Annotated in this window: 23 protein-coding genes; 11 read left to right on the forward strand and 12 right to left on the reverse strand. The window is 72.1% G+C overall.

Annotation, left to right across the window (positions count from 1 at the left end; all coding sequences use genetic code 11):
- Nucleotide 1: 1 nt before the first annotated feature.
- Complete coding sequence (locus EP757_RS39415) at nucleotides 2-1264, reverse strand: hypothetical protein (protein ID WP_127553422.1); 1263 nt, start codon at nucleotides 1262-1264, stop codon at nucleotides 2-4.
- A gap of 109 nt (nucleotides 1265-1373) precedes the next feature.
- Here EP757_RS39415 and EP757_RS39420 point away from each other — a divergent pair, with 109 nt between their 5' ends.
- Both EP757_RS39420 and EP757_RS39425 read left to right on the forward strand, forming a co-directional pair.
- Nucleotides 1374-2462 (forward strand): sensor histidine kinase, encoded by a 1089-nt coding sequence (locus EP757_RS39420; RefSeq protein WP_127553423.1) that lies wholly within the window; start codon nucleotides 1374-1376, stop codon nucleotides 2460-2462.
- A gap of 32 nt (nucleotides 2463-2494) precedes the next feature.
- The gene (locus tag EP757_RS39425; RefSeq protein WP_232050757.1) at nucleotides 2495-3118 is read left to right on the forward strand and encodes a response regulator transcription factor; all 624 of its coding nucleotides are present in this window, start codon (nucleotides 2495-2497) and stop codon (nucleotides 3116-3118) included.
- A 99-nt stretch (nucleotides 3119-3217) separates the two neighbouring features.
- On the opposite strand, the gene EP757_RS39430 is transcribed toward EP757_RS39425, so the two are convergent.
- The 6 genes from EP757_RS39430 to EP757_RS39455 form a co-directional block, all read right to left on the reverse strand.
- Entirely contained in the window at nucleotides 3218-3568 is a 351-nt protein-coding gene (locus tag EP757_RS39430) for a hypothetical protein (protein WP_127553425.1), read from the reverse strand.
- A 172-nt stretch (nucleotides 3569-3740) separates the two neighbouring features.
- The gene (gene mshC, locus EP757_RS39435) at nucleotides 3741-4985 is read right to left on the reverse strand and encodes a cysteine--1-D-myo-inosityl 2-amino-2-deoxy-alpha-D-glucopyranoside ligase (RefSeq protein WP_127553426.1); all 1245 of its coding nucleotides are present in this window, start codon (nucleotides 4983-4985) and stop codon (nucleotides 3741-3743) included.
- Between the two features lie 916 nt (nucleotides 4986-5901).
- Nucleotides 5902-6717 carry an SCO1664 family protein gene (locus EP757_RS39440; protein WP_127553427.1) on the reverse strand — a complete coding sequence of 272 codons (816 nt, stop codon included), beginning with the start codon at nucleotides 6715-6717 and terminating at the stop codon, nucleotides 5902-5904.
- Nucleotides 6714-7316, reverse strand: coding sequence for a DUF3090 domain-containing protein (locus tag EP757_RS39445; protein WP_127553428.1), 603 nt, complete (start codon nucleotides 7314-7316; stop codon nucleotides 6714-6716). The genes EP757_RS39440 and EP757_RS39445 overlap by 4 nt, the downstream gene beginning before the upstream one ends.
- A gap of 109 nt (nucleotides 7317-7425) precedes the next feature.
- Nucleotides 7426-8103, reverse strand: a complete 678-nt coding sequence (locus tag EP757_RS39450) for a histidine phosphatase family protein (protein ID WP_127553429.1) — start codon at nucleotides 8101-8103, stop codon at nucleotides 7426-7428.
- A complete protein-coding gene (locus tag EP757_RS39455; protein ID WP_127554669.1) occupies nucleotides 8103-9125 on the reverse strand; it encodes an LLM class F420-dependent oxidoreductase in 1023 nt (340 codons plus the stop codon). The genes EP757_RS39450 and EP757_RS39455 overlap by 1 nt, the downstream gene beginning before the upstream one ends.
- 113 nt (nucleotides 9126-9238) lie before the next feature.
- On the opposite strand from EP757_RS39455, the gene EP757_RS39460 reads away from it, so the two are divergent.
- On the forward strand, nucleotides 9239-10228 hold the full coding sequence (locus EP757_RS39460) for an aldo/keto reductase (RefSeq protein ID WP_127553430.1): 990 nt from the start codon (nucleotides 9239-9241) through the stop codon (nucleotides 10226-10228).
- A 33-nt stretch (nucleotides 10229-10261) separates the two neighbouring features.
- A complete protein-coding gene (locus EP757_RS39465) occupies nucleotides 10262-10453 on the forward strand; it encodes a DUF5703 family protein (RefSeq protein ID WP_127553431.1) in 192 nt (63 codons plus the stop codon).
- Between the two features lie 29 nt (nucleotides 10454-10482).
- Here EP757_RS39465 and EP757_RS39470 read toward each other — a convergent pair whose 3' ends face one another.
- Entirely contained in the window at nucleotides 10483-11151 is a 669-nt protein-coding gene (locus EP757_RS39470; RefSeq protein WP_127553432.1) for a hypothetical protein, read from the reverse strand.
- Nucleotides 11152-11177: 26 nt separating this feature from the next.
- A complete protein-coding gene (locus EP757_RS39475) occupies nucleotides 11178-12485 on the reverse strand; it encodes a M20/M25/M40 family metallo-hydrolase (RefSeq protein WP_127553433.1) in 1308 nt (435 codons plus the stop codon).
- 64 nt (nucleotides 12486-12549) lie between these two features.
- Here EP757_RS39475 and EP757_RS39480 point away from each other — a divergent pair, with 64 nt between their 5' ends.
- Nucleotides 12550-13107 (forward strand): hemerythrin domain-containing protein, encoded by a 558-nt coding sequence (locus EP757_RS39480; RefSeq protein ID WP_232050242.1) that lies wholly within the window; start codon nucleotides 12550-12552, stop codon nucleotides 13105-13107.
- 126 nt (nucleotides 13108-13233) lie between these two features.
- Nucleotides 13234-14226 carry a LysR family transcriptional regulator gene (locus EP757_RS39485; protein ID WP_127553435.1) on the forward strand — a complete coding sequence of 331 codons (993 nt, stop codon included), beginning with the start codon at nucleotides 13234-13236 and terminating at the stop codon, nucleotides 14224-14226.
- Nucleotides 14227-14540: 314 nt separating this feature from the next.
- On the opposite strand, the gene EP757_RS39490 is transcribed toward EP757_RS39485, so the two are convergent.
- On the reverse strand, nucleotides 14541-15005 hold the full coding sequence (locus tag EP757_RS39490) for a hypothetical protein (protein ID WP_232050243.1): 465 nt from the start codon (nucleotides 15003-15005) through the stop codon (nucleotides 14541-14543).
- A 159-nt stretch (nucleotides 15006-15164) separates the two neighbouring features.
- On the opposite strand from EP757_RS39490, the gene EP757_RS39495 reads away from it, so the two are divergent.
- The 5 genes from EP757_RS39495 to EP757_RS39515 all read left to right on the forward strand — a co-directional run bounded on the left by EP757_RS39495 (nucleotide 15165) and on the right by EP757_RS39515 (nucleotide 23538).
- A complete protein-coding gene (locus EP757_RS39495; protein ID WP_174262578.1) occupies nucleotides 15165-17759 on the forward strand; it encodes an ATP-dependent Clp protease ATP-binding subunit in 2595 nt (864 codons plus the stop codon).
- 1215 nt (nucleotides 17760-18974) lie between these two features.
- Nucleotides 18975-19235, forward strand: a complete 261-nt coding sequence (locus EP757_RS39500) for a hypothetical protein (RefSeq protein WP_127553437.1) — start codon at nucleotides 18975-18977, stop codon at nucleotides 19233-19235.
- Nucleotides 19236-19239: 4 nt separating this feature from the next.
- Entirely contained in the window at nucleotides 19240-20124 is an 885-nt protein-coding gene (locus EP757_RS39505) for a hypothetical protein (RefSeq protein WP_127553438.1), read from the forward strand.
- Complete coding sequence (locus tag EP757_RS39510) at nucleotides 20117-22834, forward strand: FtsK/SpoIIIE domain-containing protein (protein WP_127553439.1); 2718 nt, start codon at nucleotides 20117-20119, stop codon at nucleotides 22832-22834. Before EP757_RS39505 ends, EP757_RS39510 begins: the two co-directional genes overlap by 8 nt.
- Entirely contained in the window at nucleotides 22831-23538 is a 708-nt protein-coding gene (locus EP757_RS39515) for a hypothetical protein (protein ID WP_127553440.1), read from the forward strand. Before EP757_RS39510 ends, EP757_RS39515 begins: the two co-directional genes overlap by 4 nt.
- On the opposite strand, the gene EP757_RS39520 is transcribed toward EP757_RS39515, so the two are convergent.
- The gene (locus EP757_RS39520; RefSeq protein ID WP_127553441.1) at nucleotides 23535-24737 is read right to left on the reverse strand and encodes a cupin domain-containing protein; all 1203 of its coding nucleotides are present in this window, start codon (nucleotides 24735-24737) and stop codon (nucleotides 23535-23537) included. The genes EP757_RS39515 and EP757_RS39520 overlap by 4 nt on opposite strands.
- Nucleotides 24734-24970: a hypothetical protein gene (locus tag EP757_RS39525; protein WP_127553442.1), complete on the reverse strand. Its 237-nt coding sequence runs from the start codon at nucleotides 24968-24970 to the stop codon at nucleotides 24734-24736. Before EP757_RS39525 ends, EP757_RS39520 begins: the two co-directional genes overlap by 4 nt.
- Nucleotides 24971-24975 lie beyond the last annotated feature (5 nt).

Raw genomic sequence — 24975 nt, forward strand, 5'->3', positions numbered from 1 at the left:
CTCAGGCCAGGACCGGCGGTGACGACGGCCGGGGTTCGGCTGAGCGGGTGAGCGACCGGGCCGTCAGCGCGAACCCCGCCAGCAGCAGGAGCGGGCCGATCACGCCGGCCGGGCCCAGGCCGAGGGTGAGGAAGGCGACGATGCCGGCCGCCACGAGAGCCGCGTGCCACCAGCGGGTCAGGCCGTTCGCTGCGGCGCCGGCCGCTACCGCGATCAGGCCCAGCAGGCTGAAGACCATGCCGGGCAACGCCCAGCCGACCGTGAACGGCACGAACCCGCCGAGGGTGTCGCTCACGCGGGTGGCCGTCGCCTCGTCGAGCACCTGACGGGCCGCCAGGTCGGCGCTGTCACCGATCATCAGGCCGCTGAAGTTGGCCAGGGCCACCACCGTCACCGCCGCTGCCACCCGGGTGAAGCGGCCGGCACGGGAGGCGATGAGCATGACGGCCGGGATGAAGAGGACCCAGCCCAGGTGCAGGAGCAGCGCGCTCACCTGCGTCTGCACCGGCTTGGCGACGGCATCGACGATGTCGCCACTCCAGTCCGGGACCGTCGCCATGCCGGCGGCGAAGGCGAGCGGCGCCGCGTACAGGGAGAAGAGGCCGAACCGGCGCACGAAGGCCGGGAAGACGGCGGGCTCGGCCGGTGGCTGGTGCGGATGCAGCAGACGCCGGGCCGCGAAGCAGTAGGCGCCGATCAGCACGACCGGGCCGGTCAGGCAGAGGGGCACCGGGGAGATGGCGAAGGCCAGGTAGAGGGCGGTGCCGAGGAGGGCGGCCACGGCGGTCGGCCAGCCGATGACGCGGCCGCGCGCCGCTGCGATCGGGGTGAGGATCAGCGAGAGGGCCCAGCCGATCAATCCCGGCCACTGCCAGCCGGCGGCCGTGACGGTGAAGGAGAGGAAACGGTCGTCGACCGCCGCGACCTGGGTGTCCGGGAGGGTCTGTTCGAGCGCCAGCAGGACGAAGTCGGCGGCCATCAGCGCGGAGAAGGTGGTCAGCCCGACGATCACCGCGATCCAGGCGATCCGGGCCGGGACCGCGCCGCGCTGCCGGATCGGGGCGAGCAGGCCGAGCAGGCCGGGGACGAAGAGGACCCACGCCCAGTGCAGCAGGATCGAGTGCGCCTGTACCGCGCCGGGATGCTGCCGGTAGATCCCGTAGCCCTGGTCGTCGCCGAGAGCCGGATCGATTCCGGTCGCGACCGCCAGCAGGATCGGCGCCACCACGAGGCAGCCGGCCGGGAAGATGCGAGAGAACGACATGGATCGGACGGTAGGAAGCGGCTGCCGCGCGGTCGTCCCCACGGAGGACGAACCGGTCTCCTCCTCGTGGGGGATCCGCTGCCCGGGGCCCGGCCCCTACGGTCAAGGCGTGGCTCTGCATCGGACGGACATCGCGGTGGCCGCGGCGTTCGCCGTGTTCGCGCTGGTCGAGGAGTTCACGATCGCGATGCCGGGCGGCTGGTGGCCGTTCGCACTCGCCGGGTTCACCACGCTGATCCTGTTCCGGCGGCGGATCCCGATGCTCGCGATGATCCCGAACGCGCTCGCGGCGACGAGCCTGTTCTACGTCGAGGCGACGATCGCCGGCGAGAACACGGTGAACTTCCGCCTCTGGCAGGTCGTGTCGATGATGATCATCGCGTACACGGTGGGCCGGGAACGCGGCGCGCGGGGCATCCCGGTCATCGCGTTCACCTTCGTCATGTACTGGAGTTTCAACCCCGGCGATCCGATGGCCGACCTCTTCTTCCCGATCGCGCCGTACGTGCTCGGCCTGGCCGTGGCGACGCAGGCCCGGCGCACCGCGGCGTCCGCGCGGACCATCGCCGACCTGCGGGAGCGGCAGGCCCGGGAGGCGGTGACCGAGGAACGCGTCCGCATCGCCCGCGAGCTGCACGACATGGTGGCGCACAGCGTGACCGTCATGGTGATCCAGGCCGGTGTGGTGCGCCGCCGGATGGAGGCGGGCCTCGACGTCGACCACGAGCTGCTGCGCGGCATCGAGTCGGGCGGCCGGGAGGCGGTCGGTGAGCTGCGCCGGACGCTCGGCCTGCTGCGCGGCGACGAGAGCGAGACGGCGCAGCCCCCGGCCGGGCTGGACCGCCTCGACGAGCTGATCGCCCAGGTCCGCGAGGCCGGCCTGACCGTCACCCTGCGCCGGGAGGGCGAACCGTCCCCGCTGTCGCCGGCGGCGGACCTGTCCGCGTACCGGATCGTCCAGGAGGCGCTGACCAACGTGCTGAAACACGCCGGACCGGCCCGGACCACCGTGGAGATCGGCCATCACCCGGGCAGCCTGCGGATCTCCGTGGTGAACGACGGCCCGGTGACGGCGATGAGAACCGGCGGGCAGGGGCTGATCGGGATGCGGGAGCGGGCCGCCCTCTTCGGCGGCGAGCTGACGGCCGGCCCCCGGGACGGCGGCGGCTTCGAGGTGCGAGCGAGACTTCCCCGGTGAGCATCACCGTCGTCATCGCCGATGACCAGCGCATGGTCCGCGCCGGGCTGCGCATGGTGATCGAGACCGAGCCGGACATGACGGTCGTCGGCGAGGCCGGTGACGGCGCCGAGGCGGTGGCCGTGGCGCGGCGGCTGCGCCCGGACGTCGTGCTGATGGACATAGCGATGCCCCGCCAGGACGGTCTCACGGCCACCGGCGCCCTGCTCAGGACCGCGAGCCCGCCGCGGATCATCGTGCTCACCACGTTCGACACCGACGACAACCTCTATCGAGCGCTACGAGCCGGCGCCGGCGGCTTCCTGCTGAAGGTCTCCTCGCCGGAGCACCTGATCACAGCGATCCGGGTGGTGGCGGCCGGCGACTCGCTGCTCGACCCGGCGGTCACCACCCGGGTGATCGCGGCCTTCGCGGGCCGGCCCGGGCCGGTGCCGCCGCCCGAGTTCGGCGAACTGACGCCCCGGGAGGCCGACGTACTGCGCCTGATGGCCCGGGGCATGTCGAACGCGGAGATCGCGGCGGCCCTCACCGTGGGCGAGGCGACGGTGAAATCGCATGTGGCACGTGTGCTGATGAAACTGAGTCTGCGGGACCGGGTTCAGGCGGTGGTCTACGCGTACGAATCAGGCTTGGTCCGTGCTGGTGAATCCGGATGAATGCGAAAAGACGACAAGCCCGAGATGCGGCGGCATCCCGGGCTTGCAAGCGGCTGATCAGCCGACGTCAGTAGCCTTCACCGGCGAATCCCGGCGATGTCAGCGGTAGTACCCGCCGCCACCGACACCGGCGTTGAAGCCGAAGCCCCAGGAGCCGTAGCCGTAGCCCGGGTAGTAGCTGCCACCGACGCCACCGTAGAAGTTGAAGCCGAGGCCGAGCCAGTACGACGAGTTGTAGCCGCCGTAGTAGCGACCCGGGTAGTAGCGGTCGTCGTTGTTGATGATGACAACGTCGGGGTGGTCACCCGAGTCGATGTCAGCGACGGAAGCGGCGTAGCCGCCGTGGTCCTTGTTGCACTTGACGTCGGAAGCCTGGGCCGGTCCGGCCAGCGCGAGGCTCGCGCCGGTGGCCAGCAAAACGCCCCCGAGGAACAGAGCCGTGCGACGCATGATTTTTCCTTTCGGAGATGATTTGACCGGGACCAAGTCTGTCTTCTCCGAAGTTGCATTGCGCCGATTTTCCGGGATAAAGGAACAATGGTGCATTTTTTCCCGATTTTAGGTACGCGGCTGTCGGCAGGCGTCTAGGGTCGTCCCGGGACCGCCGCGTACCCGTGCCGGTCTACAGGCGGATGCCGAGCAGCCCGTCCACCGTCCGCGCCACCAGAGCCGGCGCCTCGGTGTCGTCCCCGGCCCCGGCCAGCGCGGCCTCCGCCCAGGCGTCGACGACCGCGAGCGCGGCCGGAGCGTCGAGATCGTCGGCGAGCGCCTCCCGCACCGCGCCGAGCAGCCCCGCGCCGGACGGCCCGTGCGGCAGCGCGGCCGCCTCCCGCCAGCGGGCCAGCCGCTCCAGGCCGGCCTTGAGCACCTCGTCGGTCCACTCCCGGTCGCTGCGGTAGTGCCCGGCGAGCAGCCCGAGCCGCACCGCCATCGGGTCCACGCCGTCGCCGCGCAGCCGGGACACGAAGACCAGGTTGCCCTTGGACTTCGACATCTTCTCGCCCTCGAGGCCGATCATGCCGGCGTGCGCGTAGTGCCGGGCGAACGGCGCGGCGCCGGTCAGCACCTCGGCGTGCGCGGCCGAGCACTCGTGGTGCGGGTAGAGAAGATCGCTGCCGCCGCCCTGCACGTCGATGGTGTCGCCGAGCAGCCCGAGCGCGATCGTGGCGCACTCGATGTGCCAGCCCGGCCGCCCCGGTCCGAGATCGCCGCCGTCCCAGACCGGTTCCCCTTCGCGGGCGCCGCGCCACAGCAGCGGGTCCAGGGGGTCACGCTTGCCCGCGCGGTCCGGGTCGCCGCCGCGCTCCGCTGAGAGGGTGGTCATCTCCTCGCGGGACAGATGCGACTCGTAGCCCCAGTCCGGGGCCGCGCTGATGTCGAAGTACACGTCGCCGGTGCCGTCCTCGAGCCGGTACGCGGCACCCTTGCCGACCAGCTCCAGCACGTGCTCGACGATCTTCGGAATCGACTCGACCGCACCCACGTAGTGCGCCGGCGGGATGATCCGCAGCGCCTCCATGTCCTCCCGGAACAGCGCGGTCTCCCGCATCGCCAGGACGATCCAGTCCTCGCCGTCCCGCGCCGCCCGCTCCAGCAGCGGATCGTCGATGTCGGTCACGTTCTGCACGTAGCCGACATCCAGCCCGGCGTCCCGCCACATCCGATTCACCAGGTCGAACGCGATCATCGTGGCGGCGTGACCGAGGTGCGTGGCGTCGTAGGGCGTGATCCCGCAGACGTACATGGTCGCCGTGCCCTCGGGCGTGCTCGGCTCGACAGAGGCACGCGCGGTGTCGTAGAGCCGCAGCACCGGTCGCCCGTCCGTCTCCGGCAGGCGGGGCACGTCATGGCCGGTCCAAGCATCCATAGTCCGGAGCCTAACCAGCCCATGACCGACATTGCCCGCCGCGTGACCTAAACCTCTGCCGCGGCCCAGGCGTTCCCCTCACCCTCTCCCTTTCCGGTACGAGGTGCCCGCCCGCCCGCACCAGCACCAGCCGAGTCCCGCCTCCCTCGCCACCTGACGGTCCGCCCGCCCGGCGCCCGCCGCCGCCACCCCCGGCGGCCCCTCACCCTCACACCCCTCCCGGCCGCCCGCTTGCTGTGCCGGCCCTCGCAGCCCAAGCCCGTCCCGGCGACCACCCGCACAGGAGAGCGACAATTCGGACGTCAGGCCGGCGCCGGCGCGCAGCCGGTTCAATCAGCCGCACAGGAGAGCGACAATCCGGGCGCCAGGCCAGCGCTGGCGCGCAGCCGGTTCAATCAGCCGCACAGGAGAGCGACAATCCGGGCGCCAGGCCAGCGCTGCTGTGCAGCCGGTTCAGTCGGCCGCACAGGAGAGCGACGATCCGGGCGTCTGGCCGGCGCCGGCGTGCAGCCGGTTCGACTGGCCGCACAGGAGAGCGACAATCCGGGCGTCAGGCCGGCGCCGGCGTGCAGCCGGTTCGACTGGCCGCACAGAAGGGCGGCAGATCGGGCACCACGGCAGCGCTCGCGTGCGGCCGACTCGGACGGCCGCACGGGAGAGCGGCAGATCAGGCGGCAAGGCGGCGCTGATGTGCGGCCGGCTGCGGGACGGCAAGCCGGGCACACGGTGGACCGGCAGCACGACGACAACGCGGGTACGCGGTGAGCCAGGGGTGCCACGACCGCACGGGCACCGGTGTGCCGGCGACGACACTGCATGACCGACCGGGCACACGGTGAGCCGGCGGCAACACGGAACGGCACGGTCGCACGGGCGCGCGGCGGGTTCAGGCGGTCGCTGGTTTCAGGTGGGTGGGTCAGATGGGGGGCCAGGGGATGGCCGGCCAGTCGGTGGGGGGCTCCGGGAACTTGCCGGCGCGGAGGAGGCGCTTCACGCGGAGGGCTACGTGCTGGACCTCGGAGATGGTGAGGTGTTCTTCGAGGGCTTCGCCGAGGGGGCCGGTCAGGTCGGTCGAGAGTTTGGTGAGGACCTCGACCGCGTCGGCGGGGAAACGGCGGCCGGTCCAGCCCCAGAGGACGGTGCGCAGTTTGTTCTCCACGTGGAAGCTGACACCGTGGTCGACGCCGTGGATGCCGCCGGTGGGCGGGTAGAGGACGTGGCCGCCCTTGCGGTCGGCGTTGTTGATCACCGCGTCGAAGACGGCGAGGCGGGCCAGGCGGGGGTCGTCGGCGTGGGCCAGGGCGTAGGCGTCGCCGTCGTCGTCGCGGGCCGCGGCGACCGGAAACCATCCGGCAGGCACGTCATATGCGGGGACGAATCCGATGAGTCCGGAAGCATCCTCGGGCTCGTCGATCCAGAGCTGCAGGGCGCCCGGGCCGAGCGGACCGTCGCGCAGGATCGTCGGCGGGACCAGGTCCCAGCCGGTCGCACGGGAGACGAGGTAGGCGGAGACCTCGCGGCCGGCGAGCGTGCCGTCCGGGAAGTCCCAGAGCGGGCGCTCGCCGCGGACCGGTTTGTAGACGCAGCGGCGGGTCAGCCCGTTCAGGCTGATCTCCGCGCGCAGCGTGGTGTTCGAGGCGTCGACGAGACGCCCCTCGATCTCGATCGCGCCCCGGCCCAGCAGCTCGAGGGCGTCCGACTCAGCCAGCACCGCCGTGGGCTCGGCCGTCACCGGTGGTAACCGTTGTGCCGGGGACAGAGGTGGCCGGCCGGGTCGAGCGGCTGGCCGCAGAGCGGGCACGGCGGCCGGCCGGCGGCGACCACGCGGCGGGCGCGGTCGATGAACGCCCGGGTCGCCTCCGGGGTGAGCCGGACACGCAGCCGGTCGAGGTCGTCGTCGGGCTCGTCCTCGTCGTCGTCCACCTCGACGTCGTCGTCATCGTCCTCGTCGTCGAGCGGGCTGCCGGACAGGTCGGCGTCGGGCTCGCCGGCTTCGATCGCCTCGATCACCACGGTGCTCGTGTCGACGTCGAAGGCCAGGCCCAGCGTGCCGACGCGGAACTCCTCGTCGACCGGCGAGTCGAGCGGCTCGTTGTCGTGCGAGGTCGGGATGACGCCCTCGGGCAGGTCCACCCCGAACCGTTTGTTCGCCTCGAGGAGCAGCTCCTCGAGCTTTTCGGCGAGGAGCGACACCTGGACCTTCTCCAGCGCAACGCTGATCACCCGGCCGCCACCGCGGGCCTGGAGATAGAAAGTGCGGTCCCCCGGCTCGCCCACCGTCCCGGCGACGAACCGCTCGGGCGGCTCGAAGGCATGTACTTGGTGGGTCATACCGACAACCCTAGCCATCCGCGACGGCAACCGCGCGGGTCGTCGCGCCCGGTTCGCCGAGGGCGCAACGCACCCTACGCTGCGACTAATCCGCGGTCACACAGTGTGGTCAGACCGCTCCGCCGCCGGCTCCCCCGCCCACCGCCGCGTCGCTCTCCACACGCTGGGGTGGCACCACTGACGACAGGTCGCCGGTCTCGTTGAGCCGCACCAGGAACGGGCGTGTCGGGGTGTATCGGATCGCGGTGATCGATGCCGGATCGGCCACGATCCGCTGGAACTGGTCGAGGTGCAGGCCGAGCGCGTCGGCCGCGATGGCCTTGATCACATCGCCGTGGGAGCAGGCGATCCAGACGGCTTCGGGGCCGTGTTCCGCGGTGATCGCCGCGTCCCACTTCTTCACCGCTTTGATGGCCCTGGCGGACATGTCCGACATGGCCTCACCGTTCGGGAAGACCACGGCGCTCGGGTGCTGCTGGACCACCGGCCAGAGCGGATCCTTCGCCAGCTCCTTGAGGGGCTGACCCTCCCAGTCGCCGTAGCCGCACTCGATCAGACCCTCGTCGGTCTGCGGGACGACGTCCGGCAGCGCGATCTCCAGCGTCTGGCGGCACCGGATCAGCGGGCTCGTCACGACCGCGGCGATCGGCAGCTTGCGCAGCCGCTCGCCGACCCGGGCGGCCTGCTCGCGGCCGGTGTCGTCGAGTTCGACGGGCTGGCGGCCGGCCAGCCCGCCCGCCGCGTTCGCCGTGGTCCGGCCGTGCCGGAGCAGCAGGACGGTCGCCATCAGACGCCCGCTTCTTCGAACGCCTCGGCCACGGTACGGAGGGTCGCGATCCCCGATTCCAGGTCACCGACATAGGGGCTGATCGAGAGCGTTCCCACGCCGGCTTCGGCGTACGCCCTGATCCGGTCCTTGATCTGGTCCTTGGTCCCGATCATGGAGGTGCGCTCGATGAACTCCTGCGGGACGGCCGCGGCAGCCTCGGCGACCTGGCGGCTGAGGTAGAGGTCCTGGACGAGCTTCGCCTCCTTCTCGTAGCCCATCCGGATCGCGAGCTGGTTGTAGAAGTTCTGCTCGCGGCTGCCCATGCCACCGATGTAGAGGGCGGCGTACCAGCGGACCACGTCGGCGCAGGCGCTCAGATCGTCACCGATGACGACGGGAACGGTCGGCGCGATGTCGAAGGCCTTGTCCTTCGGGATGTGGCCGATGTATTCGCCGGCCATGTCCGGAGCGAAGAAGATCGCCAGCCAGCCGTCCGCGATCTCCCCGGCCAGCTGCAGGTTCTTCGGGCCGACCGCCGCGAGGTAGAGCGGGATCTCCGAGCGCAGCGGGTGGAAGCCCAGCTTGATCGCCTTGCCGGCGCCGTCCGCAAGCGGCAGCGTGTAGTGCTCGCCCTGGTACGAGACCTTCTCCCGGGCCAGCGCCATCCTCACGATGTCGACGTACTCCCGGGTGCGGGCGAGCGGCTTGGCGAACCGCACCCCGTGCCACCCCTCGGAGACCTGCGGGCCGCTCACCCCGAGACCGAGCCGGAACCGGCCGCCGGAGAGCGTGTCGAGGGTGGCGGCCGTCATCGCGGTCATCGCCGGCGTCCGCGCCGGGATCTGCATGACGGCGGCGCCGAGATCGATGTTCGTGGTCTGCCCGGCCATCCAGGCGAGCATGCTCACCGTGTCCGAGCCGTACGCCTCGGCGGCCCACACCACGGCATAGCCGAGCCGATCCGCCTCCTGCGCCATCGCGAGATGATCAGCGGGCGTGCTCCACGCCGTCTGGTATCCGAGGCTGAGTCCGAGCCGCACGTACCCTCCCGAGATCATGATGGTTCCGTAAAGCATATTTCCGTCCGGTAACCGACGCGCCGCGCGGGTACTTGGCCATTCCACGAAGTGCATGCTCTGAATAAGGTTCACTCATGCATCAGCGACCGCTCGGCCGAAGCGGGCTAGCGGTCTCGCGGCTCGCGCTCGGCACCATGACCTGGGGACGCGACACCGACCCCGACGACGCGGCCGCTCAGCTGAAACTCTTCCTCGAGTCCGGCGGCACGCTCATCGACACCGCCGACGTCTACGGCGACGGCGACGCCGAGTCGGTGATCGGCTCACTGCTCGACAGCCTCATCCCCCGCGACGAGGTGGTGATCGCGACCAAGGCCGGCCTCACGCCGCGCGGCTACCGGCCGCGGGACGCCTCCCGGGGCAACCTGCTGCGGTCGCTCGACGCGTCGCTGCGGCGGCTCGGCACCGACTACGTCGACCTCTGGCAGATCCACGGGTACGACGGCCAGACCCCGTTCGAGGAGACCCTGGCCGCCCTGGACCACGCCGTGACCAGCGGCAAGGTGCGCTACGTCGGCGTCTCCAACTTCGCCGCCTGGCAGACCGCCCGGGCCGCGGTGTGGCAGTCCGCCTATCCGGGCCGCGCCCCGATCGTCGCCGCCCAGATGGAGTACTCGCTGCTCGAACGCGGCATCGAACGGGAGATGCTGCCGGCCGCCGCGGCGCTCGGCTTCGGCATCCTCGCGTGGTCGCCGCTGGGCCGGGGCGTGCTCACCGGCAAGTACCGCAACGGCCGCCCGCTGGACTCGCGGGGCGCGTCCGAGCACATGGCCGCGTTCGTGCAGACCTACCTCGAACCGCGCAGCTCCAGCATCGTGGAGGCGGTGGTGATAGCGGCCGGCGGCCTCGGCGTCTCCCCGCTCGAAGTCGCGCTGGCCTGGATCCGGGACCGGCCCGGGGTGGCGTCGGTGCTGCTCGGGGCCCGGACGACGGCGCAACTACAGGGCGCGCTCCGCAGCGAGCACCTGGTGCTGCCGGCCGAGATAGCCATCGCGCTCGACGACGTATCGGCGATCGACGTGGGGTACCCGGAACGTGAGGGAACAGGCTATCCAGAAGCTTGAGGACGGCCTGACGGCTGGCGCATATTAGACCGCATGGACTACGAATACGCGCCGCTGCGGCTGCCCTCGAACGTCGACAGGTTGACCGCGGCGGCGCAGCTCGCCATTCAGGCGGAGTTCTCCGGATGGGAGCTGGCACGGGTCCAGCTCTTCGCCGACGGCTCCCGCAAGGTGATGCTCCGCCGGCGGCTCCAGCAGACACCGCAGCCCGGTCTCAGCTACTGAAAAAGCTGAGGCCGGGCTGTTTCAGCAGCTCAGTGGTTGTGCCCGGCGTGGTCGTCCTCGTCGTCCGGGAGGAACGGGTGCTCGTCCAGCCGGCCCACCAGCTGGTCGCCGTCGACCGGGGCGAACGGGCCCGACCCGTCGGCGTCGTCGAACGCCTCGAGGTCCAGCGGCGCCGCCACCTCGGTGACCGTGAGCAGGCCGTCGAGCGGCTCCAGCTCGGGCACGTCCAGCGACGCGAGTGATCCGTCGCCGGCCTGCAGCAGCTCCAGCACGGCCTCACCGACCGACTCGACCGGCCCGGCGTCCTCGTCCTCGGGGACCGATCCGCGGCGGGCGGTCTCGGCCACCTTCAGCAGCGCGGCCACGCTCGGCACCCGGTAGTCGCGGCGCTGCCGCACCGAGACGACCTGGTCGTACGGGTCGTCGCCCGCGCCGTCCGCACCCGCGCCGACCAGCCCGAACCGGTGGTCCGCCTCGTCCGGGTCGATCGACTCGACGTCCCACGGCGTGACTTCGCCGAACGCGTCGAGCAGCTTCTCGTCGTACGCGTACGAAGCGTTGTTCAGGGTGACGTACGCCTGCCAGACGTCGTCGTCGTCAATGCGGCCGGCGGCTGCCTTGACGGCCGCGAGGTGCGCCCGGGCCGCCTCGATCACGGACTCGAGGGCGGCGTCGAGCTCCGCATTCTGGTCGGTCATGGAAAATCAGTGTCCTTCCGGAAATATCAGCTGTTTCGAAGCAGTCGGTCGAGCACACGCACGCCGAACTTTAGCCCCTCGGTCGGTACCCGCTCGTCGATGCCGTGGAACAGTGCACTGAAGTTGAGGTCCGGCGGCAGCCGCAGCGGGGCGAAACCGAAGCAGCGGATGCCGAGGGTGGCGAAGGCCTTCGCATCGGTGCCCCCGGACATCAGGTACGGCACCGTACGCGCACCCGGGTCCTCGGCGCGCAGCGCCGCCCCCATGGCGTCGACCAGGTCACCGTCGAAGCTGGTCTCCACGGCCGACTGCTGGTGCAGGTGCTCGATCTCGACGTCCGGCCCGATGATGTCGCGCAGCTCGGCGAGGAACGCGTCGGCGTGGCCGGGCAGCGTCCGGCAGTCGATCGTGGCGGACGCCTTGCCGGGGATGACGTTGTCCTTGTATCCCGCTTCGAGGCGGGTCGGGTTCGCGGTGTTGCGGATGGTCGCGCCGATCAGGTTGGCGATCGGGCCCAGCTTGGAGATCGCCAGCTCCGGCTGATCCGGGTCCAGGTCGATCTGGAGAGCTTCGCTGACCTGCTCCAGGAACTGCCGCACGGTCGGCGTCACGACGGTCGGGAAGCGGTGCCGGCCGACCCGGGCGACGGCCTCGGCGAGCGCGGTGACCGCGTTGTCGTCGTGGATGAACGACCCGTGGCCGGGCCGCCCGTGGGCGTGCAGGCGCAGCCAGTCGAGGCCCTTCTCGGCGGTCTGCACCAGGTAGAGACGCAGGTCGTCGTTGACGGTGTAGGAGTAGCCGCCGACCTCGCCGATCGCCTCGGTGACACCCTCGAACTCGGCGGCGTGGTTGCGCACGAGCCACTGCGACCCGTACTCCATGCCGGCTTCCTCGTCGGCCGTGTACGCCAGGACGATGTCCCGCGGCGGCGTGTAGCCGATCCGCTGCCACTCGCGGACGACGGCCAGGACCATGGCGTCGAAGTCCTTCATGTCGATCGCGCCGCGGCCCCACAGGTAGCCGTCCTTGACCTCGCCGGCGAACGGGTGCACCGACCACTCGGCGGCGTCGGCCGGCACGACGTCGAGGTGGCCGTGCACGAGCAGCGCGCCCCGCGACCGGTCGGCGCCGGGGATCCGGGCGACCAGGTTCGCCCGTTTCGGCGCGGACTCGAGAAGCTTCGACTCGATCCCGGCCTCGCCCAGCTTCTCCGCGACGTATTCGGCGGCGACGCGTTCGCCGACGGTCGTCCGCGGGTCACCGGTGTTGGTGGTGTCGATACGCAGCAGGTCACGGCAGAGGTCGACGACCTCGTCCACGGCGGTGGTGTCCATCCGCCTTTCTTACCAGCAAGGTGTAACGACGGAGCCGATGGGGAACTGGACCGCCGTGTCTGAAGTGAATCTCCCCCCGTTGCCGCCGACCGGCGGCGAGACTCCCGGGCGCAGCATCGTCGATGTGGTGAACGCCCAGCACCGGGAGCTCCTCTCCCTCCTCACGAAGCTCGAGACCGAGCCCGACGACCCCAAGGTGAAGAGCGTCCTGGTCGCTGTCGCGTCCCGGCACCTCTGCGCCGAGGAGCAGTACCTCTACCCGGCGATCCGCACCGCGGTGCCCGGCGGCGACGAGCTGGCCGACCGCGAGCTGGCCGAGGACCAGGCGTTGTTGCTGCTGCTCAGCGGCGACGACATGGGCGCGGCCACCGCTGCGATCCGCCGGCACGTCGCGGCCGACGCCGAGGAGCTGCTCCCGATGCTGGAGCAGATGGTCCCGTCCGAGGACCTGGTCCGGCTCGGCAACCGCATGGAGACGGCTCAGGAGGCCGCGCCGACCCGCCCGCACCCGTCCAGCCCGTCCACGCCCCCGTGGAACAAGGTCGTGGATCCGCTTCTCGGGGTCGTCGACAAGGCTCGCGACGCGGTCACCGGACGTAAAACATATGTACGCGATCTGTAACTAAACCTGACTAGAGGGCGATTCGCCCATCTTATCCTGTTCGTTAATATGTTTGTCACGGGTTGCCGATCTTTCCGCCGCTCACAGGACTAGCGTTGGATCGCGTCTTGGTCCTAACGTCACGCTATGAACCTGGAGCTGCGGCATCTGAAGGTGGTCTGCGCCATCGCGGAGACCGGCAGCGTCACCAAGGCCGCGTCGCAGCTGGGCCTCGCCCAGCCGGCGCTCACCGCGCAACTACAGCGGATCGAGCGGACGCTGGGTGGCCCGCTGTTCGACCGGGACCGCCGCGGCGCACGCCCCACCGCGCTGGGCGAGCTCGTCCTCTCCCGCGCCCGGGTGCTGCTGCCCGCCATGAAGGGCCTGCAGGACGAGGCCGCGCGCCTGGCGGCCGGCGGCACCCAGGACACGATGAGCCGCTACCGCATCGGCGCGATCGGCGGACCGGTCGTCGCCCACCTGCTGCACCGGCTCTCCGCGACCCAGCCCGAGGCGCAGATCTCCACCCACGCGTCGTACTACGTGGACGAACTGGCCACCATGGTCCTCGCCGGCAAGCTCGACTACGCCCAGGTCGGCGTCTGCGGCGATGCCCTGCCCTCCGCCGAATACGGCCTGGTCTGGCAGACGATCGCCGTCGACGCGGTCTGCGTCCTGCTCCCCGACGACCACCCGCAGGCCAAGGAGGACGACGCCGACCTGGCCGACCTCGCCGAGGAGCAGTGGGTGGCCGGCGCCGGCGACGGCTGCTTCGCCGACTGTTTCGCCGCGGCCTGCGCCCGCTCCGGCTTCGCCCCGAAGAAGGTTCTCGAGACCGACCCCCGCGCCTGCGTCGACATGGTCGAACTCGGTCTCGCGGTCGGCCTCTGCCAGCCCACCTTCCGACCGCCGGTCGGCCTGACCTCCCGCCCGCTGAGGGGCGCCCCCCTGCGCTGGCGCACCGCCGTCGGCTGGCACCCCGACTCCCCCGCCGCCCGCAGCGCGCCCCTCCTGATGCAGCTCGCGCACGAGGCCTACCAGGACGTCATCACCCGCAACGAGAACTACGTCAACTGGATGGCCGACCATCCGGACCTGTCCGGCATCGGAGCGGTCCCCACACAATTGGCAGCGGCTTGATTTCTTGTACGGGGTGAGCGTCCGCCCCCCGGGAGCCCCAGCCGGGTCCCGCACCGGCCGGCACCTGACGGCCCCTTCCGCCGGCTCACGCCGCCGCCTTCCCCGGCGTGCCGTCACCCGCATCCGCGCCACCGGCCGGAATCCGGCAGTGCCCTGGCCGCTGTCCCACGGCCGTCTCACCCCCGATGTCACGCCCATGAGCCACAGCCGGCACCGACCGGCTGTGACACATCGCTGTCGGAAAGGCCGCGCGCGAGCGATGAGTCACAGCCCGCTGCCGGCGGACCTCGGAGTGCACTCCCCTGACGATCTCGTCAGCGCGGGACCGACGACGGACCTCGCACCTCCGCGCCCAGCGCGACCACCCGCTCCCGCAGGCCGCGGTCGGCCGTGACGACGACCACGCGGCGGCCCGGCGGCTGGGAACGCACGACGTCGACGATCTGATCGTCACCGGAAGCTCGCGCGCGGGAGATGGTGACGCCGCCGGGGCTCTGCGGGATGTCGCGCGCCTTCCCCTCCACCACCAGGACCACCTCGACCGGCGGGTCCAGATCCGGCAGGCCCGACGTGGGCGTCGCCGCGAGGGCGTCACGGAGACGGATCGCCGCGCCGGCACGGTCACGCCACCAGCCGTCCGGGACGGATCCCACGACATTCGCGCCGTCGACGACGACGAGCGGGACAGAAGACGCGGATATCGGCGCCTGCGCGCCCGGCTCCTGGAACGCTGGGGTCAGGGATCCGGTGGGCTCCGACGACGCAGCGGGTGTGACCATGAAGTTGAGCGTACTCCAGTCAACTTTTTGGCCAGAACGGGAATCAGGAGGCCGTTGAGAGCGCTGTGATCCCCGGCAACGTCAGTTTGTTGCCGGGATGGGCCGGGTAGGCCGACATCCGCCTGAGTGAGGTACCAGAGAGAAGAGACCCTGATGAGCATCGGACCGTTCGGACCAGCTGGGTCCGGTCAGTGGGACGACCTTTTCGCGCGCTTCTTCGGTGCTGCCGGGCCGCAGCGCCCCGCGCAGCGCTTCGACATCGCGCGTTACATGAGCAACGACGCCCGGCAGGTCCTCGCCGACGCAGCGCGGCGGGCCGCCGAGCTTTCCGGCGCCTCCGGCGGGGGGAACGTGCTCGCCGACCTCGACACCGATCACCTGCTGTGGGCGGTGCTCCAGCAGGAGCCCATGAAGCAGACGGTGCGCCGCGCCGGCACCGATCCGGTCGCCCTGCTGGCCGAGCTGGACGCGCAGGCGACCACCGACGCCGCCCGCACCGCCGCCGCGAACCGCGGCGCCGAGATGGGCGCGGCCGGCCGTGAGGTGCCCGAGCAGGTCTCGCTGACCCCGGCCGCCAAGCGCGCCCTGCTGGACAGCCTGCAGATCTCCCGTGCCGTCGGCGCCTCCTACATCGGTCCGGAGCACATCCTGATGGCGCTCGGACTGAACACCGACTCCGCGGCCGGACGGCTGCTCGCCGGCCGTCTGGACCCGCGCAACATCCCGCACCCGGAGACTTCGTCGAGCCAGTCCGGCGGCGGGCACCACCACCACCCGAGCAACGCGAACACTCCCACCCTGGAGCAGTTCGGCGTGGACCTGACCGAGTCCGCCCGGCGCGGCGAGATCGACCCCGTGGTCGGGCGCGCCGACGAGATCGAGCAGGCCGTCGAGATCCTGTCCCGGCGTACCAAGAACAACCCGGTCCTGATCGGTGAGGCCGGCGTCGGCAAGACCGCGATCGTCGAGGGCCTGGCCCAGCGGATCGTGGACGGCGACGTCCCGCTGACCCTGCAGGACAAGCGGGTCATCCAGCTCGACCTGGCCGGCCTGGTCGCGGGCACCCGCTACCGGGGTGACTTCGAGGAGCGCCTGCGCAAGGTGATCGAGGAGATCCAGGCGTCCGGCGACGGGCTGATCGTCTTCCTCGACGAGATCCACACGCTGGTCGGCGCCGGCGGTGGCGGCGGCGAGGGCGGTGGCATGGACGCCAGCAACATGCTGAAGCCGGCACTGGCCCGGGGCAAGCTGCGCGTCATCGGCGCCACCACGCTCGACGAGTACCGCAAGAACATCGAGAAGGACGCCGCGCTGGCCCGCCGCTTCCAGCCGGTCCTCGTGGGCGAGCCGTCGGTCGAGGACACCGTGGCGATCCTGCGCGGCCTGCGGGACAACTACGAGGCCCACCACCAGGTGCGGATCACCGACGAGGCGCTGGACGCCGCCGCGGTGCTCTCCGACCGGTACATCACCGACCGGTTCCTGCCGGACAAGGCGATCGACCTGATCGACCAGGCCGGCGCGCGGGTGCGGCTGCGGGTGAAGACCCCGGACGCCGGCCTGCGGGAGCGCGAGCGGCAACTGGAGGAGCTGTCCCGGGACCGGGACCAGGCGGTCGCGGCCGAGAAGTACGAGCGCGCCTCCGAACTCCGCGACCAGATCAACACGCTGAAGGAGCAGATCGCCAGCGCCGGCGTCGGCCCCGACGGCATCCCGCAGGTGACCCAGGACGACGTCGCCGAGGTGGTGTCGCGGTCCACCGGCGTGCCGGTCGCGCAGCTCACCGAGGCCGAGCGGGACCGCCTGCTCCGGCTCGAGCAGCACCTGCACGCACACGTCATCGGCCAGGAGGACGCCGTCGAGGCGGTCGCCGAAGCGGTACGCCGCTCCCGGGCCGGGCTCGGCGACGAGGACCGGCCGGTCGGCAGCTTCCTGTTCCTCGGCCCGACCGGTGTCGGCAAGACCGAGCTGGCCCGCTCGCTCGCGGACGCGCTGTTCGGCGAGCCGGACCGGATGATCCGGCTGGACATGAGCGAGTTCCAGGAGCGGCACACCGTGTCGCGGCTGGTCGGCGCGCCTCCCGGCTACGTCGGCTACGACGAGGCGGGACAGCTGACCGAGGCGGTGCGGCGCCGTCCGTACAGCGTGGTTCTGCTCGACGAGATCGAGAAGGCCCACCCGGACGTCTTCAACATCCTGCTCCAGGTGCTCGACGACGGCCGGCTCACCGACAGCCAGGGACGGACCGTCAGCTTCAAGAACACCGTCCTGATCATGACCTCGAACCTCGGCTCGGATCTGATCACCGGTTCCACCCGTAGCGTCGGCTTCGGGGCTGCCCCCGGTGGCCGCTCCGCCGACGACGAGCTCCGCGACCGGCTCGACCGCCGGCTCAAGGAGTCGCTGCGGCCCGAGTTCATCAACCGGATCGACGAGATCATCATCTTCCGTCAGCTGGAGACGGAGCAGCTCCACAAGATCACATCGATGCTGCTGGAGGAGACGCGCCGCCGCCTGCACGCCCAGGACGTCCAGATGGAGATCACCGACGCGGCCGTGGACTGGCTCGCCGAGCGTGGCTACCAGCCGGAGTTCGGAGCTCGCCCGCTGCGCCGCACCATCCAGCGTGAACTCGACAACCGCCTGTCGAAGATGCTGCTCGCCGCCGACCTGGCGCCGGGCCGCAAGGTCCGCGTCGACGTGGCCGATGACCAGCTGACCTTCGAGGTCGAGTCGTCGGTGGCGGCTCGGTAGGTTCGCTGTTCGTGAGGGCGCCGGGGCTCAGGCTCCGGCGCCCCTTCTTCTTGTACGCCGGCAGCTCCGCTTGACCGGACCGTCGTGTGCGCTCGCAGCCCCGGCGATCTTCATCAGGGGACGGGCAGGTGGCGGGTGAGGGGCGGCGAGCACGTGAGCGCACGCGGCCGGGGACTGCGTGCGTTGGCGGCCCGGTGGGCGCACGCAGAACCGGGGCGCGTGCTGGTGGCCCGGGGCGGTGGGCGCACACAACACAAAGGCTGCGTGCGCTAGCCGCCGCCAGGGGGGCGGTGGGCGCACACGACACGAAGCTGCGTACGCCGACCGCCGCCAGGGGGCGATCAGCGCACACGGAAACAAAGGCTGCGTGCGCCGACCGCCGCCAGGGGGGCAATCAGCGCACACGACACAACGACTGCGTGCGCTAGCCGCCACCAGGGGCAGTGGGCGTACACGACACGAAGCTGCGTGCGCCGACCGCCGCCAGGGGGCGATCAGCGCACACGAAACAACGACTGCGTGCGCTAGCCGCCACCAGGGGGGCAATCAGCGCACACGAAACAACGACTGCGTGCGCTAGCCGCCACCAGGGGGGCAATCAGCGCACACGAAACAACGACTGCGTGCGCTAGCCGCCACCAGGGGCGGTGGGCGCACACGACACGAAGCTGCGTGCGCTAGCCGCCACCAGGGGGGCAATCAGCGCACACGAAACAAAGGCTGCGTGCGCCGACCGCCGCCAGGGGGGCGGTGGGCGCACACGACACAACGACTGCGTGCGCTAGCCGCCGCCAGGGGGCGATCAGCGCACGCGACGCAAAGGCTGCGTGCGCTGACCGCCGCCACGGGGCGGTGGGCGGACGCAGGACCCGGCGCTGTGTGCGCTCACCTCCTCGTGCGGCGGCGGCCGGCTCACCGAGGGCGGGCCGGCGTACAGGGAAAAGGGTTGGAAGGTGGGGGTTGACGGGCACTATCCGGTGGAGGGGACACGCCACCGGGGAGTGGATCCGGCGGGACCCCGGTGGCGGCGGCGGGCAGTCATGATCCACAATGGACAGGTCGATCACCAGGGCTGATCGGGGGGATGGATGTGCGTCCACAACGCACACCAGGAACCTCACCCCCTGCCAAATCGGGGCATCCGAGGACGGCCGGGCGGCAACCGGGCGGTAGGCTGCGAATAGCAAGCAGAGTTTCGTACAGGAGGCTGCACGGGTGGCCAGTGTCGCCGAGGTCAGAGCTGCCGTGGACGCCGCGCTCCAGCAGGTCTCCGAGGGCCAGGCGGCGATAGAGGCGGCTCGTCAGCGGCTCAGTGAGGCCCAGCAGAGCCTGGCCGCGGCCCTCGACGGCAGCGCCAGTGATCTGGTGGGGGCGGCGCACGCCTCGCTGTCGCAGGCCGATCAGCAGTTGGAGGAGTGCCTGGGGGCGACGCTGGTGGCGGTCGAGCAGGCTCAGACCTACACGGCGCAGCTCTGACGCGATGTCGCTGCTGCAAGAGCTCGGCGCCCAGCTTCGGGCCACCGCTGACGACCTTCCCGCGGGGCTGATCACGGTGGCGATGGAGCGGCTGCGCAACGCCACGGAGATCCTCAACTGGGTGCGTGAGCAGTCGGTCGACGATCTCGGGGTGCCGGTTCTGGGCAACGCCACCGAGCATGCGGAGCGGGCGGCGGCAGCGGTGCGGGCCGCGCAGGACGCGATCGAGGCCTATCTCGCGGCGGTCGGGCTGGCCGGGACGCCCGGTGCGGCGCCCGGTCAGGAGTGGCGGGCCGCGCTCCGGCACGAGGAGACCCGGCCGGCGGCAACGGACACGAGCGAGAAACCCGAGACCCTCGGCCCCTGGTGGCAGCAGCGCGTCGCTCAGCTGACCGGCGAGCCGGCGCCGCAGGACCAGAGAGATCAGGAGCAGACCGGTACGACGGAGCTCCTGCGCCGGGTCGCCGCCGGAGTCAGAGCCGGCGACCGCGCCCGCCTCGGCCGCGAACTTCATGCCGTCAGCGCCTCGACCGGCCTCGGCCTGTCCGCGGTGACACCGCCGGTCCTGCATCGGCTGGCCGGCGATCTGCTCGGTCACGAACCGCGACCGGAGGACGTCCCCCGGCTGCGCAGCGCCGCCGAGTCGCGGGTGAGGGCGCTGCTCCCGGGCACGTCGCCGGCGGTGCTGGAGACACTGATCGCCCGGGTCTGCCGTGTTCCGGTGAAGAGTGAGGAGCAGCAGACGAGCCACCCGGCGGACAACGCGGTGACGGCGAGTGTGCTGACCGGCGTGCTGCTGGCCCGCCTCGGCCGTGATGCCGGCTCGCTGGATCCCGACGCACCGGAGCCGGTCCGGAACGCCGACGACAAAACGGTAGGAAATGGCTGAATCCACCAAGCAGCGGGTCATGGAGATCCGGGCCGGGCTCTCCCACGCGCTCGGCGCCGCACAGACCGCGCTGGAGCTCGCGCAGCAGGCCGCCGCCGCGGCCGACGAGCGCCGCCGCCGGGTGCTCGCCGCGGCGACCGGGCGGCAGCGCAAGCTCGCGGCGGCCCGGGACGAGCGGATCGACGAGATCGACGACTGGCACGACACCGAGCTGTCGGCGCTGGCCGGGGCCGCCGCCGCCGCTGCCGACCGGGCCGCGCCGGGGGCGGCCGGCGAGCCGTGGCACAGCTGGGAGGCGACGCCGCTGCCGAAGGCCGCCGAGCTGCGGGTGGGCCGGTTGCTGCTGCCGGAGGCGCCGATACCGCATCCGGAGCGCACCGATCCGTGGTCGACCGCGCCCGGCACACCGCGGGAGACGGTCAAGGAGGACGGCCCGCCCGAGGTGCCGGCGCTGGTGCCGCTGCTCGACAGCGGGCACATCGTGGTGGAGGGCGCTGAGATCGAGGCCGACGCGCTGGTGGCGGGCCTGCTGCTGCGGGCGCTCGGCACCAGCGCGCCGGGCGCCGTCCAGATCATCGGGTACGACCCCGAGCACCTCGGTGGCGGACTCGCCGGCTTCGCGCCCCTGGCCTCCGCCGGGGTGCTGACCTTCACCGGCCCGGGCGAGCTGCCGGCCCTCCTCGACGACCTGGTCGGCCACGTGCGGCGGATCAACGAGAAGGTCCTCGCCGGTGAGTACACGTCGTTGCGCGAGCTGCACGCGGCCACCAAGCGCCGGCCCGAGCCGTGGCGGGTGGCGGTCCTGCTCGGGGCGCCGGAGCTGTCCCGGCACGAGCGGTCGCAGCTGGACCGGCTGCTGCGCACCGGAGCGGCCTGCGGGGTGCACCTGGTGATCCGGGGGCTGGCCGTGGAGCCGGGGCCGGGCATCGAGTTCGTGCACGCGGCGCCCGGTGACGACGCGAGGGTGGCCGGAGCGGGAGATCTTCCCGTACGCCTGGATCCCGGTCCCTGGCCGGAGCTGGTCACCGCGACCTGCCGGCAGATCGCCGAGACGGTCGCCGCCGGTCCGGCGCCGGTCGCGCTGGAGAGCCTGCTGCCGGAGCCGGGCGAGGAGTGGCAGCAGAGCTCGGCGTCGGCGCTGACCGCGCCGCTCGGCGACAGCCCGCAGGGTTCCCCGGTGACGGTGACGCTGAGCGACTACCCGCCGCACGCGCTGATCGCCGGCCCGTCCGGAACGGGCAAGACCAACTTCATCTACGCCTGGCTGGGCGCGCTCGCGGCCCGCTACTCCCCCGGCGAGCTGGCGTTCTACCTGCTCGACTTCAAGGAGGGCGTGTCGTTCGCCCGGTTCGCGCCGGGCCGGCGGGACCCGAGCTGGTTGCCGCACGTCCGGCTGGTCGGCGTCAACGTCAACACCGACCGGGAGTTCGGCCTGGCGCTGCTCCGGTTCCTCAGCGCCGAGCTGCGGCGGCGCGCCGACGCGGCGAAACAGCACGAGGTGACGAACCTGGCCGAGCTGCGCGCCGAGGACCCGGAGGGCAGCTGGCCGCGGATCGTCGCGGTGGTCGACGAGTTCCAGGTGCTGCTGGCCGGCCGGGACGCGGTCGCCGCCGAGGCCGTGGACCTGCTCGAAGACCTCGCCCGCCGGGGCCGTTCGCAGGGCATCCACCTGGTCCTGGCGAGTCAGGACGTCTCCGGCATCGAGGCGCTCTGGGGCCGGCCCGCGCTGGTGGCCCAGTTCTCGCTGCGGATCGCCCTGCCGAAGGCCCGCCGGGTCCTCGCCGAGCAGAACAACGCCGCCGACACCCTGCGGCGCTACCACGCCGTGGTGAACGCCGATTCCGGCGCGGCCTCGGCGAACCGGGTGGTCCGGGTGCCGTCGGCGGGCGACCGGGACCAGTGGAGCGCCCTGCAGCACCGGCTCTGGCGCAAACGGCCGCCGGAGCTGGGGCCGCCGCGGCTCTTCGACGGTGACGCCGTGCCGCGGCTCGCGGACAGCCCGGATTTCCGGTTGCTGCGGCCGTCCGAGTCGCCGGCCGCCCCGATGGTCCTGCTCGGCGAGACGATCGACGTCACGGCACGGTCGGCGCGGACGCTGCTGCGCCGCGCTCCCGGCCGCAACCTGGCCGTGCTCGGCACCCGGGTCGACGAGGCCTGTGCCGTGCTCGCCACCGCCGGGCGCTCGCTCGCCGCGCAGTTCACCCCGGAGGGCGCCCGGTTCTCGGTGGTCTGCCTCGATCCCGACGCCCGGGCCGCCGCCGAGGCGCTGCACGCCCGGATACCGGAGTGCGGCTGGTACGACACCGAGAACGTCGACTGGCTCCTCGAGGACGCCGCCGCCGAGGCGACGGCGGCCTGGCCGGCGGACCGCCCGCACTTCATCCTGATCTACGCGGCGGACGCCCTGCCGGGTGGCAAGGCCGCCGGTGATCAGCTGCGGACCGTGCTGCGGCAGGGTCCGGAGCGCCGGCTGCACGTGCTGGGCTGGTGGCGCGGGGCGGGGCTGCTGCGCGATTCGCTCGGCGGGCAGGCCTCGCGTACCGATCCGATCGGCGCGTGGGTCGCGCTCGACGTGCACGGCAGCGAGCTCGCGCCGTTCTACCCGGGGACGGGGGCGCCCAACTGGTACCCGCGCCCGTGGCGAGCCCTGCACTTCGACCGCTCGGTGCACCGTGGCGCCGAGGTGATCATCCCTTACGGAACATCATGAGCGAACTGCAGCCGTCCGATTTCGAGCGCGCCGACTACCGCACGGTCCTGCGCCGGCTCACCACGCTGGACCAGCGCGCCGCCGCGCTGCGCGAGGAGGCGGAGCGATGGCACGCCGAGCGGGTCGCTTCCGCTTCGGAGGCGGTCGAGGCCGCGGAGGAGGAGGTACGGGAGGCCCGTGCCGCCGTCCGGGCCGCTCAACGGTCGCTCGAGACCGTCGACGCCCGGGCAGCCGGGTTGTGGTCCGAATTCGTGCATCGGGTGGGTCCCGCCGCGGAGCGGTTCGGGCGGACCCTGCCACCGGCCAGCATCCCCCGGCAGCGGGTGGAGCGGGATGCCCAGGACTACCTGGACGAGGTGGAGAGCCGGGTCAAGTACACGGCGCCGGCCCGGCCGTTCACCATCGGCACCAAGATCCTGTTCGTCATCTTCGGGTTCGCCGGCGGCGTCCTCGGCGTGATCGGCAACGTGGCGCTGCGGCAGACCGGCGAGGCGGCCGGCGGCGACTGGCACCAGGCCGCCCCGGTGGTCGCCCTGCTGGTCCTGCTGGCCTGCCCGGTCCTGGCCGTGGTCACCGCGAAGCTGGTCGCCGACAAGCGCGGGGTCGGCCTGGACACCGCCGCCGTGGCGACGGTGCTGACGACCGGTCTGGTGACCGCGGGCCTGCTGTTCACGGCGGTGCAGTTCGCGCAGACGGGCACCTAGCCGGGCACCGCCATGCCTTCGGTCAGCAGGCGGCGGGCCAGGACCAGGCGATCCTCCTCGTCGTCCAGGGGCAGATCGCCCACCCGGTGCGACCCGCCGCCGAGGGCTCGCCGGACAGCCGGGACGCAGGCCGAGGGGAAGCGCAGGGTCCGTACCGGGGTGTGCAGCTCACCCTCCGGTGTCAGCCGCCAGCGCAGACCCGGGCGGACCGCGATCACGGCGTCGCCGGTGAGGGCCGCCGCGAAGTCCAGCTGGGCCAGCGGGCTGAGCGGCGCCGGGCGGGTCGCCGGCCAGTCGCGCCGGCGCAGACGGCCGGCCAGGGCGGACGGGTCGGTCGTCGCCAGCCGCTCGGTGAGCGCGGCGGCGGTCGCGGCCAGCTCCGGGGCGAGGGCGTCCGGGTCGGACACGTCGAGGCCGTACGGGAGGGTCGCCCGCAGCCGAGGGTCCTCCATGGCGTGAGCGAGGAGCTCTTCGGCGAGGGCGTACCGGGTCAGGCCCCGCACCCCGATGGTGACGTGCAGCGACCGGCCGCCGAGGGCGCGGGCCGAATGCAGCCAGCCGCGCGGCAGGTAGAGGACGTCACCGGGTTCGAGGACGACGTCGAGGGCCGGTTCGCCGGCGGCGGTCGCGGCCACCTCGTCGGCCACGCCACCCCACTGCTGGTTCTCCAGGGGATCCGGCAGCACGGGCGGGTGGACGTACCACCGCTTGGTGCCGTTGATCTGCAGGACGAAGACGTCGTGCGTGTCGTAGTGGGTGCTGAAGCCCTGGCTCGCGGGTGGCGTGAGGTAGGCGTTGATCTGCAGGGGCCGGTTCAGCTGGGCGCCGAGGTCGCCGGCGAAGTCGATCAGGGGCGGCCAGAGCCGGTGCAGACCTTGCAGGACCAGTGTGGCGCCGTCCGCGTACAGGCCCATGACCTGCTCGTCGAGCACCTGGTCGGCGATCTCCGCGCCGGCGCCGCCACCGCCGGTGAACCGGCTCGCCGGCAGCACCGTGCCCTGCTTCGCGACGCGGAGGAACGGGGTGCGCAGGCCGCGCCGGCTGAGGAGTTCGTCGACGGCGGCCGGGGAGAGCAGATCGGCGAAACCGTCCGGGCCGCCGAGGTCGGCGGCCCGGGACAGCAGGGGTTCGCGGCCCCAGACGGCGCCGGCGAACTTCTCCTCGTCGAGCGCGACGAGGCGATCCAGAGCGGTCCTCAAGAGGCGCCCCCGCTACGGCTCGACGGGTTCGTTCCGTCGTCGGCCGCGCCGTCGGCTCCCCCGTCGCGGCCGTGCGGGTTGGCGCCGCCGTCGGCCACGCCCTCCGGGGCGCTCGACGCCGCGCCGTCCGCACCGCCGTCGCGGCCGATCGGGTTCGCGCCGCCGTCCGCGGGGCCTTCGCCGTCCAGGCCGTCCGGGTCCGAGCTGATGATGTCGCTGTCAGAGAGTGCCACGGTCC

Source organism: Actinoplanes sp. OR16 (genome assembly GCF_004001265.1).
GTDB lineage: Bacteria > Actinomycetota > Actinomycetes > Mycobacteriales > Micromonosporaceae > Actinoplanes.

What these genes read in the sequence shown, in the direction of transcription:
- EP757_RS39415 (WP_127553422.1), bottom strand. Translation starts at nt 1,264, where the DNA reads ATGTCGTTCTCTCGCATCTTCCCGGCCGGCTGCCTCGTGGTGGCGCCG.
- EP757_RS39425 (WP_232050757.1), top strand. Translation starts at nt 2,495, where the DNA reads ATGGTCCGCGCCGGGCTGCGCATGGTGATCGAGACCGAGCCGGACATG.
- EP757_RS39430 (WP_127553425.1), bottom strand. Translation starts at nt 3,568, where the DNA reads ATGCGTCGCACGGCTCTGTTCCTCGGGGGCGTTTTGCTGGCCACCGGC.
- mshC (WP_127553426.1), bottom strand. Translation starts at nt 4,985, where the DNA reads ATGGATGCTTGGACCGGCCATGACGTGCCCCGCCTGCCGGAGACGGAC.
- EP757_RS39445 (WP_127553428.1), bottom strand. Translation starts at nt 7,316, where the DNA reads ATGACCCACCAAGTACATGCCTTCGAGCCGCCCGAGCGGTTCGTCGCC.
- EP757_RS39450 (WP_127553429.1), bottom strand. Translation starts at nt 8,103, where the DNA reads ATGGCGACCGTCCTGCTGCTCCGGCACGGCCGGACCACGGCGAACGCG.
- EP757_RS39460 (WP_127553430.1), top strand. Translation starts at nt 9,239, where the DNA reads ATGCATCAGCGACCGCTCGGCCGAAGCGGGCTAGCGGTCTCGCGGCTC.
- EP757_RS39465 (WP_127553431.1), top strand. Translation starts at nt 10,262, where the DNA reads ATGGACTACGAATACGCGCCGCTGCGGCTGCCCTCGAACGTCGACAGG.
- EP757_RS39470 (WP_127553432.1), bottom strand. Translation starts at nt 11,151, where the DNA reads ATGACCGACCAGAATGCGGAGCTCGACGCCGCCCTCGAGTCCGTGATC.
- EP757_RS39475 (WP_127553433.1), bottom strand. Translation starts at nt 12,485, where the DNA reads ATGGACACCACCGCCGTGGACGAGGTCGTCGACCTCTGCCGTGACCTG.
- EP757_RS39485 (WP_127553435.1), top strand. Translation starts at nt 13,234, where the DNA reads ATGAACCTGGAGCTGCGGCATCTGAAGGTGGTCTGCGCCATCGCGGAG.
- EP757_RS39490 (WP_232050243.1), bottom strand. Translation starts at nt 15,005, where the DNA reads ATGGTCACACCCGCTGCGTCGTCGGAGCCCACCGGATCCCTGACCCCA.
- EP757_RS39505 (WP_127553438.1), top strand. Translation starts at nt 19,240, where the DNA reads ATGTCGCTGCTGCAAGAGCTCGGCGCCCAGCTTCGGGCCACCGCTGAC.
- EP757_RS39510 (WP_127553439.1), top strand. Translation starts at nt 20,117, where the DNA reads ATGGCTGAATCCACCAAGCAGCGGGTCATGGAGATCCGGGCCGGGCTC.
- EP757_RS39515 (WP_127553440.1), top strand. Translation starts at nt 22,831, where the DNA reads ATGAGCGAACTGCAGCCGTCCGATTTCGAGCGCGCCGACTACCGCACG.